At 51.9% G+C, this 18533-nt stretch carries 20 protein-coding genes; 10 read left to right on the plus strand and 10 right to left on the minus strand.

Going from position 1 to position 18533, the window contains the following annotated elements:
* Positions 1-5: 5 nt before the first annotated feature.
* The 9 genes from METMA_RS0120245 to msrA all read right to left on the minus strand — a co-directional run bounded on the left by METMA_RS0120245 (position 6) and on the right by msrA (position 10377).
* Entirely contained in the window at positions 6-956 is a 951-nt protein-coding gene (locus METMA_RS0120245; protein WP_020160940.1) for a glycosyltransferase family 2 protein, read from the minus strand.
* On the minus strand, positions 953-2620 hold the full coding sequence (locus tag METMA_RS0120250) for an ArnT family glycosyltransferase (RefSeq protein WP_020160941.1): 1668 nt from the start codon (positions 2618-2620) through the stop codon (positions 953-955). The genes METMA_RS0120245 and METMA_RS0120250 overlap by 4 nt, the downstream gene beginning before the upstream one ends.
* Positions 2621-3117: 497 nt before the next feature.
* Positions 3118-3546, minus strand: a complete 429-nt coding sequence (locus METMA_RS0120255; RefSeq protein ID WP_020160942.1) for a TOBE domain-containing protein — start codon at positions 3544-3546, stop codon at positions 3118-3120.
* 20 nt (positions 3547-3566) lie between these two features.
* Positions 3567-4646, minus strand: coding sequence for a molybdenum ABC transporter ATP-binding protein (modC, locus tag METMA_RS0120260; protein WP_027147499.1), 1080 nt, complete (start codon positions 4644-4646; stop codon positions 3567-3569).
* 8 nt (positions 4647-4654) lie between these two features.
* Complete coding sequence (gene modB / locus METMA_RS0120265; protein ID WP_020160944.1) at positions 4655-5341, minus strand: molybdate ABC transporter permease subunit; 687 nt, start codon at positions 5339-5341, stop codon at positions 4655-4657.
* 8 nt (positions 5342-5349) lie between these two features.
* The gene (gene modA / locus METMA_RS0120270; protein WP_020160945.1) at positions 5350-6147 is read right to left on the minus strand and encodes a molybdate ABC transporter substrate-binding protein; all 798 of its coding nucleotides are present in this window, start codon (positions 6145-6147) and stop codon (positions 5350-5352) included.
* Positions 6148-6194: 47 nt separating this feature from the next.
* Positions 6195-7703: an alginate export family protein gene (locus METMA_RS0120275; RefSeq protein WP_020160946.1), complete on the minus strand. Its 1509-nt coding sequence runs from the start codon at positions 7701-7703 to the stop codon at positions 6195-6197.
* 681 nt (positions 7704-8384) lie between these two features.
* Complete coding sequence (locus METMA_RS0120280) at positions 8385-9590, minus strand: NAD-dependent formate dehydrogenase (RefSeq protein ID WP_020160947.1); 1206 nt, start codon at positions 9588-9590, stop codon at positions 8385-8387.
* A 169-nt stretch (positions 9591-9759) separates the two neighbouring features.
* The gene (gene msrA, locus METMA_RS25210) at positions 9760-10377 is read right to left on the minus strand and encodes a peptide-methionine (S)-S-oxide reductase MsrA (protein ID WP_020160948.1); all 618 of its coding nucleotides are present in this window, start codon (positions 10375-10377) and stop codon (positions 9760-9762) included.
* Between the two features lie 635 nt (positions 10378-11012).
* Here msrA and METMA_RS0120290 point away from each other — a divergent pair.
* The 10 genes from METMA_RS0120290 to METMA_RS0120340 all read left to right on the plus strand — a co-directional run bounded on the left by METMA_RS0120290 (position 11013) and on the right by METMA_RS0120340 (position 18094).
* The gene (locus METMA_RS0120290) at positions 11013-11843 is read left to right on the plus strand and encodes a TOBE domain-containing protein (protein WP_020160949.1); all 831 of its coding nucleotides are present in this window, start codon (positions 11013-11015) and stop codon (positions 11841-11843) included.
* Positions 11844-11896: 53 nt separating this feature from the next.
* On the plus strand, positions 11897-12607 hold the full coding sequence (locus METMA_RS25215) for an amidohydrolase family protein (protein ID WP_156830570.1): 711 nt from the start codon (positions 11897-11899) through the stop codon (positions 12605-12607).
* Between the two features lie 396 nt (positions 12608-13003).
* Entirely contained in the window at positions 13004-13360 is a 357-nt protein-coding gene (locus METMA_RS0120300; protein WP_020160951.1) for a hypothetical protein, read from the plus strand.
* Between the two features lie 101 nt (positions 13361-13461).
* Complete coding sequence (locus METMA_RS0120305; RefSeq protein WP_156830571.1) at positions 13462-13947, plus strand: hypothetical protein; 486 nt, start codon at positions 13462-13464, stop codon at positions 13945-13947.
* A complete protein-coding gene (locus METMA_RS0120310; protein WP_020160953.1) occupies positions 13947-14564 on the plus strand; it encodes a hypothetical protein in 618 nt (205 codons plus the stop codon). The genes METMA_RS0120305 and METMA_RS0120310 overlap by 1 nt, the downstream gene beginning before the upstream one ends.
* Before the next feature lie 337 nt (positions 14565-14901).
* Complete coding sequence (locus METMA_RS0120315) at positions 14902-15222, plus strand: hypothetical protein (protein WP_020160954.1); 321 nt, start codon at positions 14902-14904, stop codon at positions 15220-15222.
* 387 nt (positions 15223-15609) lie between these two features.
* Positions 15610-16233: a suppressor of fused domain protein gene (locus tag METMA_RS0120325; protein WP_020160956.1), complete on the plus strand. Its 624-nt coding sequence runs from the start codon at positions 15610-15612 to the stop codon at positions 16231-16233.
* An 82-nt stretch (positions 16234-16315) separates the two neighbouring features.
* Positions 16316-16732 (plus strand): hypothetical protein, encoded by a 417-nt coding sequence (locus tag METMA_RS25220; protein ID WP_040590746.1) that lies wholly within the window; start codon positions 16316-16318, stop codon positions 16730-16732.
* Between the two features lies 1 nt (position 16733).
* Positions 16734-17612 (plus strand): hypothetical protein, encoded by an 879-nt coding sequence (locus tag METMA_RS0120335; RefSeq protein ID WP_020160957.1) that lies wholly within the window; start codon positions 16734-16736, stop codon positions 17610-17612.
* Complete coding sequence (locus METMA_RS0120340) at positions 17609-18094, plus strand: hypothetical protein (protein ID WP_020160958.1); 486 nt, start codon at positions 17609-17611, stop codon at positions 18092-18094. Before METMA_RS0120335 ends, METMA_RS0120340 begins: the two co-directional genes overlap by 4 nt.
* Before the next feature lie 214 nt (positions 18095-18308).
* Here the strand turns inward: METMA_RS0120340 and METMA_RS28250 are convergent, their stop codons facing one another.
* Positions 18309-18476 carry an IS66 family transposase gene (locus METMA_RS28250; protein ID WP_156830675.1) on the minus strand — a complete coding sequence of 56 codons (168 nt, stop codon included), beginning with the start codon at positions 18474-18476 and terminating at the stop codon, positions 18309-18311.
* Positions 18477-18533: the final 57 nt, after the last annotated feature.

The following is an 18533-nucleotide window of genomic DNA, read 5'->3' on the forward strand; positions in this document are numbered from 1 at the left end:
AAGCTTCATTTCTTATGGTCGCCCAACTCGATTCTCCGCACTTTCTCCAGCGTCATTTCCAACAATTGCCGGTTAAAGTTAATCAGGTCCGCGAGTATCGCCATCACAAAAGTCACGAAGCCAATCAGCAGGAGCACGCTGCCCAGGATCAGTGATTGGATGTGGCCGCTGCCATCGCCCATGAAATAGTAAATCAAAAAGCGGGTGATCGGTATTAAACCGATGAACGTTAAGGCTATGGCGATATAGGCAAAAAAACGCAACGGCTGATACATCAGGTACATGCGCAGCATGCTGGACAGCTGCCGCTCAATAAACTTGGGTATGCTTTTGAACAGCCGCGACTCCCGGGTCTTGGGATTGGTGCGAATCGGCACCGAGGCGATAGCCATGTGCTTTTTGCCGGCCTGGATGATGTTCTCGATCGTGTAGCTGAACGGCGAGACAATATTGATGCGGATGGCGGCTTCCCTGGAAAACGCCCTGAATCCGCTGACGGTATCGGTCACATCCGTGCCGGACAGGCGCCGGACTGTCGCGCTGCCGACCCGTTGCAGCAGTTTTTTAAATGGCGAAAAATGCGGAATGGTGCTGGTTTGCCGATCGCCCACGACAATATCGGCTTTGGCCTGCACGATCGGCTCAACCAGTTTGGGAATATCGCCGCCGTAATACTGGTTGTCGCCGTCGGTGTTGACGATGATATCGGCGCCGCGCTTCAGGCATTCATCCAGGCCCTTGCGAAAGGTCCTGGCCAACCCCAGGTTCTTTTTGTTGATGATAATGTGATCGATGCCCAGTTCCGCGGCCGCCTCGACGGTTCTGTCGGTGCTGCCGTCATCGATAATCATCAGCTCGACCTGGTCGATACCGTCAATCTGGCGCGGTATGTCGGCGATAGTTCCGGGCAGCGTATGCTCTTCGTTGTAGCAAGGAATCTGTACAATCAGTTTCATTCCACACTCCTGGACTCGGCTTGTTCTTTACGCCTGTTTTTTTTAATGGGGACCTTGATCGTTTGCCCGACCACGGGCAAGCGCAGCTGCAGATAATTCTCGGTGGCCGGCTTTCTGTTCAGGTAGCGATAGATAAGCAGCTGCTGGTTCTGCAAAACAGGCCGGCTGCTTTCAACGTCAATCGTTTTTAATAATTTGAACGGGCCTTTTTTAAGGTACTCGCGGAATTTCTTGTGAATTTCGATGCCCGACACATCCCGGTTCTCGATCACGATGAGATCAATGCCATACTCATCGAGTAACTTGTTGATGTCGCTGACGGAGTGCGCGTGCACATCCAGCCAATTGTCCGGGAAAATCGAGGACGAGGTCAGCAGCTTGTCGGCGCGCAGCACATAAGTCGATTTTTCCTCATCCAGCGCCCGCATGAAATAAGTGAAGTAGCCGTTATTGTAGGCATCGACGAATACCGTCGGCAATTGCTGGTTATCCAGTACAAATTGCGCGGCTTCGTCGTATCCCGTTGCGTAATTGGGCGGCTGGTTGTAAATCTTATAGGTCTGGAACACGACCAGACCCAGAATCGCCGCGCTCATGAGCATATACCCGGCAACCTTGTGTTTCAGGTAATACAACGGCAGGACCGCGAACAGGCAAAAAACCGGTATCCAGAAAATTGGATAGCGCTCGTTTTTGCCCACCAGATACGTGAAAAACAGATACGTGCCAAGCAGCAGCGCAAGGGGGTAAAGAATTTTCCTGTCCTTTTGGATGAGTGCGGCAATGGCGCCGGCAATGCTCATAATCAACAGGGGCAGTGTCAGATGGTATTGCTTCAGCTTGACGAAATGCAGGGTCAGATTGTCCCAGCTCAATCGGGCAAGGTGGTAATGGCCTTCATTCTCCCCGAGCGACTGGGCCAGGTTCTGCTTGCCCAGCCATAAGGTGATCGCCGCCAGCGGCATCAAGGTGATCAGGACTATGGCGGTGCTGATCCAGAACTCCTTTCTTTTGACGTAATTCAGCAGATTGCCCTGCATCAGGCTGAAAATAGCGAACCACAACACCAGAAACACGGCGGTCTGTTTAGTCCAGCAGGCCAGGCTGAAAACCACGGCCGTTGAATATAGATAGGAAGGATTGTCTGTTTCCGTGTACCGGTAGAACAGATAACCGGCCAGCAGGCCCATGGACAGCACCGGCAGCTCGGCCATGGTATACCAGCCCCATTTGGCGATAAACGGCGTGGTGACCAGCACCAGGGTGGCCGCGAAAGCGGTTTGCCAGTCGAAAATCCGGCTGATCAGCTTAAACCAGGCCACGATGCCGACCAGGTAAAATGCCAGAAGCGCGAGCCGGCTGCTCCACATGTTGATTCCGAAAATGCCGTTGAAAATAGCCTCGACAAAGGGAAAGAAAGGCGGTCTGTAGCCGATGCTTAATGCCGGGTATTGGCCGAAATAGTTGATGGTATAGTCGTAAATGTGCGTGATCGGGAAGTCCCGCATGAAATCCAGCAGGAACACGCCATCCATCAGAATTCTGTCGGCATCCGGATAGCCGAGGCTGGAATTCTCGATTTGCCTGAGCGACAAAACCGTCATGACGCCGAGCACCGTAAAAAGCGCGGTCTTACTATCTAAGATTACTTTATTGTAGTTCATAGCATTTTATCTGTAGCAACCCAATGGCTTGGGATAGTTAAACTGCCGATCCACAAAGTCGGGGACTTAGTAGTTGTTTGCTTGTCAATGGAGTCTATTTTTTGAACGCCTGAAGGCGGCCGCCTTGTTCCTTAAGAAACAGTCGGAATGGCATTTACCTCATTCGCTTCCATCATTGATAAGGTTGCGGAGTTAAAAGTTCCCTGGGGCAAGATCTTAACTGATGTTACGCGGATGATTGGCTCGGGCGCTTGCAGGGCCGATTTGACTTGTGCCCTAGAGGGTATCCACACAGTGCGAATGAATTCGCACCTACAATTCTCTGATTTATTTCATGCCCATTACTAAGTACTAGGTTGCAGCATTAGCGGAAATCTGGCATGGAGACTAACAGGTAAACTAATGCGCAAGCTGCGCAATTACGCAAAGCGGCAGAGAAACCGCTGATGTTTGAACAGATCTCCGCCGCAATTTTGGCTCAGGCTAGATTAAAACGCTCAGTCTGCAACCGCCAGAATCACCGATCCGGCCTTGAAGACAATGGTTGCGGGCTGGCCTTTGCGCAAGCCCAGCGTTTCGACGCTGTCGTTGGTAACGGTGGCGGCAATCTGTTCGCCGCCGGTTAATTCAAGATCGACTTCGGTGTTGACCGGCCCCGGTTTGATTCCGGTGACCGAGCCGGGCAGCTGGTTTCTGGCGGAAATGCGGTAGCCGCCGAAATCGGTGACGATGATGATGTGCGAGGCCTTGACCAGCGCGATGACCGCCATGCCGGTTTTGATCGCCAGATTTTCAGCCGATTCCTTGGTGATCGTGGCGACGATGGTCGTGCCTCCGTTCAGCCCGACATGTACCGAGGCATTGACCGTGCCGATAATGACGTCCTTGACTGTTCCCTTGAATTGATTTCTTGCACTGGCTTTCATGATAAAACTCCTGATAGTGATTAATTTAAGATCGAGGTGCCCTTGATTTGCACATAAACCCCCATGCCGACCTGTAAGCCCAGCAACAGCGCCGATTTGCAGGTGATGTGCGCCAGCAATGCCTGATTGCCGACCTGTAGCCGCACCACGCTCTGGCCTCCGTGAGCGTTGGCCATCCCTGTGATGGTCGCCGGCAGCACATTGAGAATGCTGGTGGCGGCGGGCGCCTCAAGGGCGATACTAGCATCGCGGGCATAAATTTGCACGCGCAGCGGCATGCCGACCGCGGCATCGATCGCGGGCAGGCTGAGCGAGCCGCCGGCAAAAGCAACGCGGGTGAGATAATAGTCGGTTTCGTGCTCGATGACGGTAACCGGCCAAACCGTGGCCGCCTCCCGGTCCCGGGCCAGCGGCATGTCGAGACGGCTCAGCGTTTCCGCGAGCGGGCCCGAAGCCAGCGCCTGTCCGTCCGCCATCATCACCAGGTGGTCGGCCAGTTGCGCGACTTCCTGCTGGGAATGCGTGACATACAGCACCGGAATGTTGAGTTCCCGGTTCAAACGGCCGAGAAACGGCAGGATTTCCTGTTTGCGTTGGTAATCCAGCGCCGCCAGCGGCTCGTCCATCAGCAGCACTTCGGGATTCAAGGCCAGCGCGCGGGCGATGGCAACCCGCTGCTTTTCGCCGCCGGACAGGCGATCCGGCATGCGCTTGAGCAGATGGCCGATGCCCAGCAAATCGATAACTTGCCGTAGTTCGATGGCGTCCGGCGGCTTGCCGATCCGTTTTCTGCCGAACCGCAGGTTTTCGCTTACCGTCAGATGCGGAAACAGATTGGCCTCCTGAAACACATACCCCAGCGGCCGTTTATGCGTGGGCAGAAACACGCCGCGTTCGCTGTCCTGCCAGACCTTGCCGTTGATTGACAGAAAGCCCCGCGGCGCGCGCTGCAGGCCGGCGATGCAGCGCAGCAACGTGGTCTTGCCGGAGCCGGAAGGGCCGAACAGCACCGTGACGCCGGAACCCGGCAACCGGAGATCAACAGCCAGCTGAAAGCTGCCGTAATCGAGTTGAAAGCGGGCGGTAATCGGTTGAGTCATCTCGGAAGTCATTTCAATTGATGGGCTACGGGATGGGTTTTTAATGCGGTGTACAGCACCAGCAACACGCTGAACGAAAACGCCAGCAAGCCGCCGGCCAGCCAGTGGGCTTGCGTGTATTCGAGCGCCTCGACATGATTGTAGATTTGCACCGACACCACGCGGGTTCTGTCGGGAATGTTGCCGCCGACCATCAAGACCACGCCGAATTCGCCGACGGTATGGGCAAAGCCCAGGATCGTCGCGGTCAAAAAGCCGGGGCGCGCCAACGGCACCACGACGCTGAAAAAAGTGTCCAACGGGCCGGCGCGCAAGGTGGCCGCCGCCTCCAGGGGATGCTCGCCGATGGTGGTAAAGGCGGCCTGCAGGGGCTGCACGACAAACGGCAGAGAATACAGTACCGAAGCCACGACCAGACCGGCAAAGGTGAACGGCAAGGTGCCCAGACCCAATTCCGTCGTCAGCCGGCCGATCGGACCGCTCGGTCCCATCAGCACCAGCAGATAAAATCCCAGCACGGTCGGCGGCAACACCAGCGGCAAGGCTACCAGGGCATTGCAGACGCCTTTCCAGCGCGATGTGGTGCGGGCCAGCCACCAGGCCAACGGTGTGCCCAGCAACAGCATCAGCAGCGTGGCGAGGCCGGCGACCTTGAAGGTCAGCCACAGGGCGGCGATATCGGCGGCGTTCAACATCGTCCAGGTCACTCGGCAACGCTGTAGCCGTATTTGCGGATAATCGCCAGCGCTTGCGGCGATTTCAAAAAGCCAAGCAGCGCCGGCGCGGCCGGGTTATCGGCGCCGGTTTTCAACAGCACCGCATCCTGCAGAATAGGGCCATGCAGCTTGCCGGGCACAATCCAGCCGGAACCGCCGGCGATTTTGCCGTTGTCGATGACTTGCGACAGCGCCACGAAACCGAGTTCGGCATTACCGGTGCTGATGAACTGATGGGTTTGGGCGATGTTTTCACCCTGCACGAACAAAGGCACAAGCTTTTCCAGCAGTCCGGCGTTCTTCAGCACCTCGACCGCCGCCGCGCCGTAAGGCGCCAGTTTCGGATCGGCCAGCGCCAGGTGCCTGAAGCCGCCTTTGCCCAGGATCTGGCCCTGCTCATCGACCAGACCTTCTGTCGCCGACCAGAGCACCAACTGGCCGATGGCGTAAGTAAAGCGACTGCCGGCCACCGTCAAACCGGCTTGTTCCAGCTTAAGCGGCTTTTCATTATCGGCTGACAGGAATACTTCATACGGCGCGCCATTCTCAAGCTGGGCGACAAATTTGCCCGAGGAGCCGAACGACAGTTTGGCACTGTGGCCGGTGGCTTGTTCAAACGCCTCGGCGATTTCGGTCATCGGCTTGCTGAAGTTGGACGCGACCGCGACCAGCGTGGTTTCGGCATGCGCTATCGCCGTGAGCGAAAACAGCAATAAAGTCAGAAAGAAGCTCTTTGATAATACATACAAAGTCAGCAGGACGTTCCTTATAGAATTAAATGACATGGTCGTTCTCCATAATGAAAAAAAATGCTGCCGCGGGCGGCGCGTTACTAAAATCGGAATAAGCTCTGGACATAAAAATAATCAAGATCCCCGGCCTCCGGCGCCGATGGCGCGTTCTTGGCGAATTCGCCCTTGAACAGATGCGCCCAGCCGGTTTCCAGGTTAAAGCTGCTGTTGACATTCCAGCGTGTCGCCAACTCCAGTTGATGACCGACAAAATTGCCGGTGTTGCCGGTTTTGTCGCGCAAATTCGCGGTGGTCCAGGCGTCCTTGTCTTCCGCCAGCCAGTAAAACCGGTGGCTTAAAAAGGCTTGCACGTTGTGGCGCGGCTTAATTTTTATCCGATAGCCCGGCGTGTTGATATTGCTGCGGGCAAAGGTGCCGTAGATGCCGGTCGGTCCGTACTGAAAACGACGCGCGCCGTATAAAGTATCGAAACGTTCATCCTTGCCGTCATTCGGATCGCGGTCGCCGCTGGCATAGTCGTATTCCAGCGACAGGCGCGGGGACCAGGGCAGATCGAAGGTATAGCCGACATTGAAACTCTGATACCAGGCCCGATGCTGCAGGTCCTGGCCGTCGGAGGCGCTTTTACTGGCGCGCACCGTGCCGATCTGACCGATGGCTTCCAGTTCGAAATCGAACTGCTCTTTGGCGGGCTTGCGGTAAACACGCATGCCAGGGGTGAAATACCGGCGATTGCTGGTGGGATTGCGATCCCGATCGCCCTCATCCAGATGGTACAAATACAGCTCGGCGTTGGTTTTCCAGGGTAAATCGAAGATTTCCAGGAAGCCGCCGGAGAACCAGGTCTGGTATTCCGGTTCATCGAAACTGTGGAAATGATCGAGCAGTTGCGCCGAATTATTGGGATAACGGCCGACCGGCTTGGTGACGAAGGCATTGAACTGCCAGTTGCCGTAATCGAGAACCCGCAGCCGCAAACCGTCAAAGGTATTGATGGTATTGCGGAACACGTTGCGGGCTATCAGGCGGCGGCTGCCTATGTTCAAGGTTTGCCGGCCGGCGATGACTTCCGCGCCCAGGCCGCTGTGAAAAGCGTTTTGATCGGCCCAGGCCAGATAGCCCTGGACAAAGTCGGCCTCGTTGACATGGGTATTGTTGATGCGGGAACCTTGATCGGCGCCGAACTGCCGTGAATCCAGGAACTCACCGCCGACGCGCCAGTGGCCGAAACGCGCTTCCATCGACAGATTGATCTGCATGGCAATTTGCTGGTCGCCGCCCTGGCTGTTGGCTTTATAGCTGCCGTCCAGGGTTTCATAGCGGGTGCGCTGTTCCAGCGACATCGACAGCCATTCCGGCAGATCCAAGGCATCGTGCAGATTCCAGACCGGTTTTTCGTATTTGCCGGTGCCGGTCAACGCATCGCGCATCTGGCTGGAAAACGAGGAGAAGGGCGGGGCGACGTAGCTTTTCTTTTCTGTCGCTGCTTGAACAGGACTGCTGGTCCCCATGTAAATGCCGCCGGCGATAATCAAACCGAGTGTATGGCCGGCACTCTTGCCGGTAATATGTTTTCTTTGCACGGTCAATCCTAATAATTATTGTAAGTACGGAATCTGTAGCGCAATCCTTACTTTGAAGCCCCCCAAAAATAAGCATCGCTCTAATCTATTCGTTATAGACAAAAGTATATAACGACAATGGTTTTTGAGCAAATAATGTGCCAGTGATTCAGATGGTAATTATGTTATTGAGTTACGTCAGTTATTGTTGCTGAGTCAGAAGTGGATAATGTCGGGTTTCAAACATTTTGTTATGTTTTTGTAGGTTGAGAGAGTGATCATTCACCCGTGTCTTTCATCCCTGAAGCGTCATAACGTGTCCAAAAAGCGGATAAATGAGCGCTTCTTTCCTTAACAGGCCGATAATATTGAGTGGGAATCGGGAAAGTTGACGTAGGGCGGCAACAGAAGCAAAGACCAGGCTCAATCCAGGCCAGCTTCATGCAAGACGGAGAAGGACTTGGTAGAAGGGCTTTGCCGCTATTTCTTGTTGTATAGGACTTACGCAGTTTGCCTGTTCATCCGCCGAAACAAGCGGGTTTAAAACCTGTGGGGGCGACTGAAGTCGCCTTTTATCTGAATGGGCGACTGCCAACAGTAGGCGCTTTAGGCGAAGTCGCCCCCACAGGCTTGCGTAAGCCCTTCTCCAAGTTGGTTAAAGGGATGCGGGCATTGACTGCCGCATCCCGCTTTCAGGTCAAGCGACTGTTATTCCTTCTTCTTGAATTTAGCCGCTTCTTCCGAGCCGCCGGTGGCGTCGCCTTTGCTGTAGGAATGCGCGCCGACGCCCGCCAGTTGGCCGCCTTGAGCCACCAGATACTCATCGCGGATGGGCCGGCCCTCGAAGTAGCACTCCAGAATCTCGCGGGTGCCGGCCGCATAGCGCGTCTGCGCCGACAGGCTGGTGCCTGAAATGTGCGGCGTCATGCCGTGGTGCGGCATCGTGCGCCAGGGGTGGTCGTTGGGCGCCGGCTGAGGGAACCAGACATCGCCGGCATAGCCCGCCAGCTGACCGCTTTCCAGGGCGCGGACGATGGCGTCGCGATCGCACAGTTTGCCCCGGGCCGTATTGATCAGGTAAGCGCCGCGTTTGAAATTTTTCAGCGTCTGCTCGTTGATCATGTGCTCGGTTTCAGGATGCAGCGGGCAGTTCAGGGTCACGATGTCGCACACCTGGGTCAGGCTTTCCAGGCTGGCGTGATAGGTCAGATCGAGTTCCTGCTCGACTGATTCCGGCAGGCGGTGGCGATCCATATAATGCAATTTCACACCGAAAGGTTTCAGCAGGCGCAGTACGCGCAGACCGATACGGCCGGCAGCCACAGTACCGACTTGCATCGCTTCCAGGTCGTAGGAGCGCGCCACGCAGTCGGCGATATTCCAACCACCTTTGATCACCCAATTGTAGGACGGGATATAGTTGCGCACCAGCGCGAGCGTCGCCATCACCACGTGCTCGGCGACGCTGTTGCTGTTGCAATAAGTGACTTCGGCGACAGTAATACCGCGCTCCATCGCCGCCTGCAGGTCAGTATGGTCAGAGCCGATGCCGGCCGTCACGATCATCTTGAGATTGTTCGCCTTGGCGATGCGTTCGGCCGTCATATAGGCCGGCCAGAACGGCTGCGAAATCACGATTTCGGCATCGGGCAGTTCGCGGTCCAGAACGCTGTCGTCGCCGTCCTTGCTGGAGGTGACGATTAATTGGTGGCCGTTTGATTCCAGATACTTGCGCAGGCCCAGTTCGCCGGACACGCTGCCGAGCAATGTGCCGGGCGTGAAGTCAATGGCCTTGGGCGTCGGCAGGGTTTGCCCGTCCGGATAACGCTCCGGCTGCGGGCAGTCATCCCGTGCGTAGGAAGTCGGATAACCATCGATCGGATCATCGTAAAGAACACAAATAATTTTAGCCATTTTCCACCTCCATCATGAGTTGAATTTTGAGGAACGGTCCTGACCTTTGATTGATCGGGACCGGGGTTTATCCTGGCCAGATGACAATATTGTCCGCTTTACGGCCGGAGGGCGTCCAATCGTTTGGAGATAGGGCTTGATAACCCGCGGTTATCAACGAATCGAATCGTTATTGCTGCTTCGAATCGTGATAGGCGACTCCGGTCCCGCCCAAGCCGCAATAACCGCGCGGATTTTTTTCCAGATAATCCTGATGATACGCTTCGGCGGACGTATAGTTTTTCAGCGGGGCAATTTCAGTGGTAATAGGTTTGGTGATGTCGGCCGCTTTTAAATTGGCCTGATAGATGCCCCGCGTTTTCTCTGCCAGTTGCCGTTCTTCATCGGTGCGATAAAAGACGGCGCTCCGGTAATTGCTGCCTATGTCGTTGCCCTGGCGATTGACCTGGGTGGGGTTGTGGTTTTCCCAGAACTGGATCAGGACCCGTTCAAGCGTGGTCTGTTTGGGGTCGTAATAGACTTTGACCACTTCCGCATGGTTTTTGACGGCTTTGCCTTCCCGTATGGATTTTTCGGTGTCATGGAGCGTCTCGTAGCTGGGGTGGGCGATATCGCCTCCGGCGTAGCCGGCCTCAACATCCAATACGCCTGCCAGGGTTTGCATGCGTTTTTCCGCGCCCCAGAAACACCCCATTCCCAGGACGATATAAGGCGTATCAGGACCAACAGCCGCTTTATTCAGGGAAGGATTGACGCTTTTGTCCGCAAGCACTGAAGAATTCAGCAAGACTCCAGTCGCGGCCACTAAAATGCCTATTATGAGTAAAGACCAAAATGCTCGATGCCATCTGTTCACAACTATGTCCTTCTTTATACATTCAGTTACATAATGGAGCCACTCAGCTCCGTCTACGCTGTATGATCGTGTTTAATCGACATTGGTTGCGTTTGCCGGGGGAAATTATTTACTCGGCGGGGTTAGCGATGCCTCCCAAAAAGCCTGATGCCTTGTAAGTGCTTTGGAGAATGGGTTCAGGATTTATGCAGATTAAAACAGCTTTTATTATGAACTGATGTTACACATGGATCGTTTTTTATCCTGCTTGCCGCGCTGGCGATAGGTTGTTAAACCGATCTTTATTTAACTGGCAGAGTGGACCTCATCGCCTGAGTGGTCATGCACGCGTAGGTGCGAATTTATTCGCACTAGACTGAATAGCAAGCGTTTCGGGTCGAATACCCTATATCAGTTATGAAGCATGAACCTGTTGTTAAGCACGTTCTATTGGCCATGAATGGCTTATAATCGTGGGACTTATTCTTGCACCGAGTAAAAAGAAAACTGGAAAACAGGTTGTACCGTTTTGGGAAATAATAAGCCGGTCGAGCAGACGATCAGCACTCACACGTTAAGAGAAAAATATGCCAGACAACCCGAATGACAACATGAACACCGCCTGGATCGAAGGCGAATTGCGGCTGGCCGGCATACTGGACAGGCGCATGATCGGCTTGCTAAGGGCCATCGACGAAAGCGGTTCCATCAATCAGGCCGCCAAACAGCAGGGCTTGAGTTACAAAGGCGCCTGGCAAATGATAGAGCGTGCCAACAACCTGGCGCCCAAAGTGCTGATCGCGACGACAACCGGCGGCAGCAAGGGCGGCGGCACGCGTTTGACTACTGCCGGTCAGGCGCTGCTGCAACTGTTCATGCAGCTCGAGCAACAGCACCGGCAGTTCTTGCGGCATCTCAATCAGACTCTGGCGGACGATCCCGAGATGGTGCTGCTTCTTAAACCGCTGTCCATCAAAACCAGCGCCACCAATCAGCTGTTCGGCACTATCACTGCCATTCAACCCGGCCCCGTCAATGTTGAAGCACTCGTCGAGCTGAAAGGCGGTGAGCCGGTTGCCGCTTCCATGAATCTGGCGGTGCTTGACCGGCTTGAACTTAATGTCGGCCAGGATGTGCTGCTGCTGATCAATGCCCCGGAGATCAGCATTGTCACCGAGTTCGGCCATCAACAGCTGTCGGCGCGCAACAGCCTGCCCGGCACCGTGGTCCGCATGCAGCGGGATGGCATCGATGCGCAGATCGCGCTCCGGCTGCCCGGCGGAGAGAGCCTGGTCGCCACGATCACCCAATCCAGCGCCGAATCCCTGGGGCTGAAGTCCGGCATGCCGGTCAACGCCGTGTTTAAAAGCAATGCCGTCATGCTTGCCGTGGCGGCTCCGGATAGCGTGAATTCATAAATGACTGCAAAGAACGTGCAGTTCTTAAATTAAGACGGGGCTTATGCAATCATGTGGGGGCGACTTTAGTCGCCTTCTGCCCCGTCCTGCTTGAGTATATGCGCCGGGCATCGGCCGCAGGGATCACGCATAGCGTGCTGTTTGCCAATTTCCATCAAGATTACGCGGCGGCGGACCGTAGCGTCGCGCGCCTCGTCAAACATTTTCCGCAGCGCTTTTTCGGTTTCGCTTACGTCCATCCAATACGCGATAAAGGCAGGATTTTCCGCATGGTACAAACCGCCGTGGACGCATACGGCTTCGTGGGCATCAAAGCCCATCGGAAGGATGCGCGTATCAGCCGCGAGGTTTGCGAGGCGGCCAGGGCATATAACCTGCCGGTGCTATACGATATCGAAAACGAGCTGGCGATGGTGGATTGGCTGGCGATACATTACCCCGGCGTCAATTCCATCATTCCTCACCTCGGGAGTTTCGGCGAGAGTTGGCGGGCGCAAACGGCATTGTTGGAGCGGCTGGAATCTTATCCCAACATCCATGCCGATAGCGCCGGAGTGCGCTTTTTCGATTTATTGGCACGCCTGATCGAACGCGGCGGCGCCCGGAAACTTCTTTTCGGCTCGGACGGGCCATGGCTGCACCCGGCGGTGGAACTCGCTAAAATTCGGCTTTTAAAACTTCCGCATGCGCAGGAACAGCTGATTCTGGCGGGGAATTTTCTTAACTTGATCGGAATGGAACGGCCTGGGGTTGTTGCTTGCTGAATTTTATTTCGATGGCTCTTATTGGATTCCGGGGATATATCCAAGTCTATTTGCAGCTTTGAGTTTGAGGTTCAGTATCGGCATATAGGGATAGCCCCAACACTCATGTCACCAACCGCCATTTGAACTTATTGATTGGCCGCTGCCGGCCCGTTGCGGTCTTCACTCGAATTATTTGAATGGCGACAATTAGCAGTATAACGGTCAGTTGCTGAGTTGCTTGGGCAATCAGCTGTAAACATACGTATTGAAATTATCTGGATCTGTTTATCGTGAAAATGACGTAGGTAGGTTATCCCGTTTAAAACTACAACGTTTTTGGAAAAATTGTTTTGATGCTGTAGTGCAGTGTGTAAGATATGCAGATCTAGAGATTCACTTGTTATACGTGAAAATATGAACGGATCGGAATACAAAGAAGTATGCTCAAAGCCGAACGTACTGCAAAGTGATGTTCTTCTTAAAACTCTGGCGGCTTTAAAAAAGGAGGGAGCATCAGAAGCTAAAATCATTGAGGCAATAATTGCAGGTAAACCAATACCGTTTCCAGAAAAATACGACGGTGATGCTCAACAGTGTTATTACGAAGTTCGATGCAAAGCAGAAGAGGCCGAAGCAATTACAGATATTTTGTTCGACCTTGAAGCGTCATCTGTTCCATCCGATGGCGTAGCAACAACTGCGACATATCAGTATGTAGGGCTTGTAAATATATGGAGTGAGTTAACGGAGTATGTCAGTAAAAGCGTATAACAAGGCAATTTCACTCGGACGGCAAAAAGCGCCGCTCGTCCCTCGCTATGCTTTTTGCCGCCGGTGAATTGCGGCGTTAGTAGACCTTGGGAGACAGTGCTTTGCTCGAAGACATGAAAAGGATCAAGCAGAACGCCAAGGGCGTCCTCGATCTCGACGAACGACTAATGCGAGCTGTGTTCGAACCGGCGTGCAGAGCCGGTGTTTTTATGGAATCAGCGTTGCCTTGGGAAGGCCTGGATAGATCGTGTTCCGCCGATGATCTTATTGCGCTGCTCTTGCCCTTGTCAGAGTATTACCAAGAGATCAACCCACCTTTGTCCACGGCTCTTTGGGGAATCTGGAACGCGAGCCGGTCCTTTCGTCGCCAACGATCAGTGCTGTCAATGCTCTTCGAACGAAAGAGGAAGGACGTAAGTGTTTTCGCGGAAATCAGGGGGCTGGTGGCTACTGCGGCACTTCAATTCGCGGATGGCACTGCATCAACCATTGTCACTTCCGATGCCTTCGCGAACTACTCCGGGTATCGCAAGAATGCAGAGGCAGCGCTTGAGACTTTGGCATTGCTGGCCCAAGCAGTCACCTGATGGCAATTGGCCCTAACACGAAACTCAAGCCCAGTAGGGTGGGCAGCACTTTTATGCTCACCGACTTTGATTCAAACGGCAGACAAACGATGAGGCTGTTTGCCCACCCAGCTTACCTTTACGTTAGCCTATTTGCACACAGGAGGGACAGAATATTGTTTAGCCAAATAAACCCAACAATAATTATCGCGTTCGTAACTTTTCTTTGGTATCGCAAGGGCCGGCTGTGGAATTTTTACGATTCACTGTCTTTTAAAGCTGTTGAGCAGATGAAAAAGAATTCAATAGATCGAAAAGCTTGGGAGGCGATAGCAATCGATTTCAGTAATAAGTTGTCTGGAGAGCTAATCAATAGTACATTTCGATTCGAAATACTATATTTAAGGGAAAAAATAAAAAATAATAAACACGATTTTTGGATAAGCGATTCATCCACAATAGACGGTAAGACTAAAAGATATACCGACAAAGAAAAATACTGTCACTATGTAATGAAGGAACTGTTTTATTCCGACTTTAGGCTGTGCGGGGTTTTTCTCTTTATCAATGCTCTCAAATTTAGCGTCTGTAGTCGGGGTAAAAATGATTCTGGATTTTCTGAAATTGATTTAGATTGAAACACATCATCATGAACGTGCTACAGGGGAGCCCGCGTAGGTCCGATTAGCGCAGCGTAATCGGACGCATGAATTGACCGGCTACAGAGTATGTTTGGAGTATATAAACAAACATGTAAAAAACATGGGGTCAGTCATCAAAGCTGGGTTTCCGCAAAGCTCCAACCCAGCCTACGAGCTAATAAGGCAAAACAGAAACTTAACTGCTTGCGAAAACAGAATCTGGACAAAAAAACTGATCCGATACGGCTTTTCAAATTTTAAATTTGATGAGTCGGGGCGATGAGCTTTTATTAATCCGACAGACTCCTAGAGAATTACTTGTTATGCGTGAAATATGGAAAGAACTTATCACAGCATAGTTGAATCGCCGCACCTATGCGATATTGAGTACTTCGCATATAGGTTTGATGATGAAGACAGCTCCAAATCCTATATTGACCTCCATCTTAAAAAAGGTAGCGAGGTATGCAAGTTGAGGTTTTGGGATCCTAGGGATCTCGAAATAGAAAAAGGCTTTCCTTACGCAACTCGCGGCATGTATATAGAAGACGTATCAAAACATGGTTTAGAGTCAATTAATGTCTATGTCGGTGACTTTGAGTCTACGAATGGCTCAATAACGTTTTGGGCAAAAAGCGTTGAAAAGACAAACTAATATACACAAAGCGCATAATACAGCGCTTCACCCGACCAAAAACCGCTTTGCGGTTTTTGGTCGGGTGAGCTCGGCGTTAGCCTGAAACGGGAGAGATGGTGGTAGCTGACGGCACCAAATACAGCATTATCCGGGGCAGCGATGTTGATCGCGATGGAATGTATCTGGAGCTGAGTGAGACAGAAAGCAAGAAGGTCATTGCAGAAGTCTTCTACTCAGATAGTTATTCAAGATGCCAAAAGACTACTTCCACCGGTCTCAGAATAAGGCGGCTAACAATCGGCTGCATGCGACCCGCAAAAGCGGCGCGGGTTTCGTGTTTTTTCATGCCTTCGGTGGGCCGCTTTTGCGGTCGCCTGAGCCGAGGCATTATGCGAAGGAAACATCATGAGCTTCCTTGAAGAATCTTGGGAAGAGCGAGAAGAAAAAGTATACAAACAAATATTTGGCGATACTGGGCAAGACATTTACCCATTATCAACCGAGATATTTGATCGGATGAATGCCAATACTGTTGATCCTCGGTGGTTGACGCACGGAGTATTTAAGTGCCCTCCAACTGAAAATAGAAAAACATGGGCATATGTTACATCTGGCATGTCAAACCCATGGGAAACTGAATCTCCAGAAGAATATTCAGGCCTCGGTGTGGAGTTTCTGATGGAAACAAATGAAGAAGAAATGTGGGCTATTGATGTGCTTCAAACACTAATGGCGTATAAGCTGCTCCTTGCCGCCGGAAAAATGGGTGATTTTCCGCCTCTTGATTACGGGAACCGTGTTCCTCTCGCTTTATCAGAGGATATAAAAACAATGATGTTTGCCCACCCCGTTAATTTTCCAGAAAGTTTTTCCATTAAGTCCGGCCAAGTCGATTTACTGCAGGTGGTAGGTATCACGCCAGCTGAATTGGAAGTTGCAAAACAAACCTCATCTGAGGAATTGAAAGAAAAAATTGTAAGCAAATTAGGTGGGCTTATCACCAGCAAGGTAAGAGCCAGTGTCGTTTAATTCGCATAACAAGGCGCTCGTTCGGACGCAAACTACGCTGCGCTTCGTTTGCGCCGCACAGCTTTAACGTCAGGCGCTATCAATGGCACGTGATTTGGATTCACTGCTAAGCCAAGTGAACGATGAGGCTACGTTTATCGCCTTCATCGACGCATTAGCTGCGGACTATTCAGAAGAACGAGAGATGGAGCAAGCAAGTTCTCGAAGTCCTTATGCTTCGGGCGCACTCGGTTGGCAGAATGGCACAATTGACGCCATGCTTGGGGCCGCTGCAGTGTGGGGAAATTCAACAGCAATGAACCCAAAAACAACACGTCGGGCCAAAATCCGTGGTATCGCTGTGCCCACATTCTGTACGCGGGTAAGTTCTATGAGTGAGCGGGCTCCTAACAACCGCTTTGAGTCTGACGGCTTACCTTTCCGCTACAGTTCCAGGGCAAGCTGCGGCTCAAGCGGAACGTTATTTCTCATCATAAACTCAACCAAAGGAGTAAGTTGAAATGCTTTCAGAGCAGGAAAAGAAAGAGCTAAGGCAGCAAATAAAGTCAAATCAGAATGAAATTTTTGTTGTTTCTATTGAGGAAATGGACGCCATTGTGCGGTCATCGCCAAAAGGAAATTTACCGCATATTAAGAATGCATGGCAAAAATTAAAAGGCAAAGTAGAAGTCGGAGTAAGCTATTACGCCTCGGCAGATGATTTGAGAACGTTAAGCAAACTCGTCGGTGACCTTGGCGGATTTACCACCAAAGCCTACGTCAAGACATATGGCGGGAAGCCACACATCATTCTAAAAGGGCATCCTGGGTTGCGACGTGTTCTGACTGGCACAAAGTACGGAATTAAAAATCCCAAAGTTATTACTATGGGGCTGGGGAAGGCGGGGGCAATACACGCGGCAAAATCTGGAGGCATCCTTTCCGTGATCCTGCTTTCCGCTTATAGAGTTACGGACTATTTTTTAACGGATCAGGCCACCTTAAGCCAGCTTATTGGCTCTTTGGCCACTGATGTAGTGAAAGTTGGAATTGCTACAGGTGCATCGATAGCGGCGGCCTCAGCAGCTGTTGCTCTGGGATTTACTGTGGCAATTGGACCAATCGCGGCGGTTGTTTTGGTTGGGATTGGAACATCCATGGCTTTGAGCGTTTTAGACGAACGCTATGGCATCACAGATCGGGTTATAGCAGGCTTGGATGATATTGCAGATATAGGAGATAGGATTGAAGGTGTAAAGCAAAACTTGTATCGGAACGCAGGTGAATTGGCCGATTCAATTTTCGACTATGCAGTTGACTCTGCCAGAGCCATCTTAATTAATACTGCAAGGCATACCTTAGATAAACTTCTTTCCGGAAGGCCGAGGCTTCGATTATGAATGATGAGCAGCGTCCTTCACTCTTAGTCCGAATTTTAAGTGTTTCTTTTTTTTCAATACTGACTCTTGCGGCATTAACTTGGTTTTTTATTAGTATCACTGAACTCATCTCAAAATTTCGCTTGGAAGAGCCGGTTGTTGGTTTTGATAAAGGATCTATGTATATGCTTGGTTGTGGGCTTGGTCTTCTCTTATTAAGCATTGGAGGAGTAATGCAAGGGATTTTAGGATTAGAGTTGACCCGAAAAATGGAAGCATTATTTACGCGCGGCATAGTAATCAGCCTCCTGCTAATGTTCGCCTTTCCGCAACTGACTCATTACCTAGTAGACAAGTATGCTCATAAACAGCATTACAGTATTTGTAGCGATGTCACTTACCGTTGGCTTCTATACAGTAAATTCTATTACACGGAAAGCAAAATAGCCTGTGATAAGTTAGTCAACGAAAAAGAAATAACAAAAAGCTCAAGCAGACGCTGAAAAGCCCGCGTAGACGCATGAATTGCCCGGCTACAGAGTTCGTAGGCTGAGTTGGTAAACCCAGCATTTCGACGTCATCAAAGCTGGGTTTCCGCAAAGCTTCAGCCCAGCCTACGATCTGTGAGGCAGGCAATTTGAAAAGAATAACCGGGAATGATGTGGGCATGTTAGAACTGACCCTGATTTTGCTGACTTGCATCGGATGCGGAAAGGATCATAGGTGAATATGATCACGTGCCGCCCCGGCGCATTGTATCCGCAGATAGGACTTGGACTGGGCTTTTTTGCTGTCCTCCTCGAGCACCTGCAGGCTGGTTTCATCCATCTGCTGGATGTCATACTGCCGTAACGGCTTCTGCAGCAGATTGATCAGCGACTGGATTCTACCATCTCGGTGCCCGAAAAAACTTGACCACTACAGCTCTAATGAATACTGTCC

Source organism: Methylobacter marinus A45 (genome assembly GCF_000383855.1).
GTDB classification, from domain to species: Bacteria; Pseudomonadota; Gammaproteobacteria; order Methylococcales; family Methylomonadaceae; genus Methylobacter; species Methylobacter marinus.

Coding starts and splice junctions, on each gene's coding strand:
- METMA_RS0120245 (WP_020160940.1), bottom strand. CDS start 956: ATGAAACTGATTGTACAGATTCCTTGCTACAACGAAGAGCATACGCTG.
- METMA_RS0120250 (WP_020160941.1), bottom strand. CDS start 2,620: ATGAACTACAATAAAGTAATCTTAGATAGTAAGACCGCGCTTTTTACG.
- METMA_RS0120255 (WP_020160942.1), bottom strand. CDS start 3,546: ATGAAAGCCAGTGCAAGAAATCAATTCAAGGGAACAGTCAAGGACGTC.
- modC (WP_027147499.1), bottom strand. CDS start 4,646: ATGACTCAACCGATTACCGCCCGCTTTCAACTCGATTACGGCAGCTTT.
- modB (WP_020160944.1), bottom strand. CDS start 5,341: ATGTTGAACGCCGCCGATATCGCCGCCCTGTGGCTGACCTTCAAGGTC.
- modA (WP_020160945.1), bottom strand. CDS start 6,147: ATGTCATTTAATTCTATAAGGAACGTCCTGCTGACTTTGTATGTATTA.
- METMA_RS0120280 (WP_020160947.1), bottom strand. CDS start 9,590: ATGGCTAAAATTATTTGTGTTCTTTACGATGATCCGATCGATGGTTAT.
- METMA_RS0120290 (WP_020160949.1), top strand. CDS start 11,013: ATGCCAGACAACCCGAATGACAACATGAACACCGCCTGGATCGAAGGC.
- METMA_RS0120300 (WP_020160951.1), top strand. CDS start 13,004: ATGAACGGATCGGAATACAAAGAAGTATGCTCAAAGCCGAACGTACTG.
- METMA_RS0120310 (WP_020160953.1), top strand. CDS start 13,947: ATGGCAATTGGCCCTAACACGAAACTCAAGCCCAGTAGGGTGGGCAGC.
- METMA_RS0120315 (WP_020160954.1), top strand. CDS start 14,902: ATGGAAAGAACTTATCACAGCATAGTTGAATCGCCGCACCTATGCGAT.
- METMA_RS0120325 (WP_020160956.1), top strand. CDS start 15,610: ATGAGCTTCCTTGAAGAATCTTGGGAAGAGCGAGAAGAAAAAGTATAC.
- METMA_RS25220 (WP_040590746.1), top strand. CDS start 16,316: ATGGCACGTGATTTGGATTCACTGCTAAGCCAAGTGAACGATGAGGCT.
- METMA_RS0120335 (WP_020160957.1), top strand. CDS start 16,734: ATGCTTTCAGAGCAGGAAAAGAAAGAGCTAAGGCAGCAAATAAAGTCA.
- METMA_RS0120340 (WP_020160958.1), top strand. CDS start 17,609: ATGAATGATGAGCAGCGTCCTTCACTCTTAGTCCGAATTTTAAGTGTT.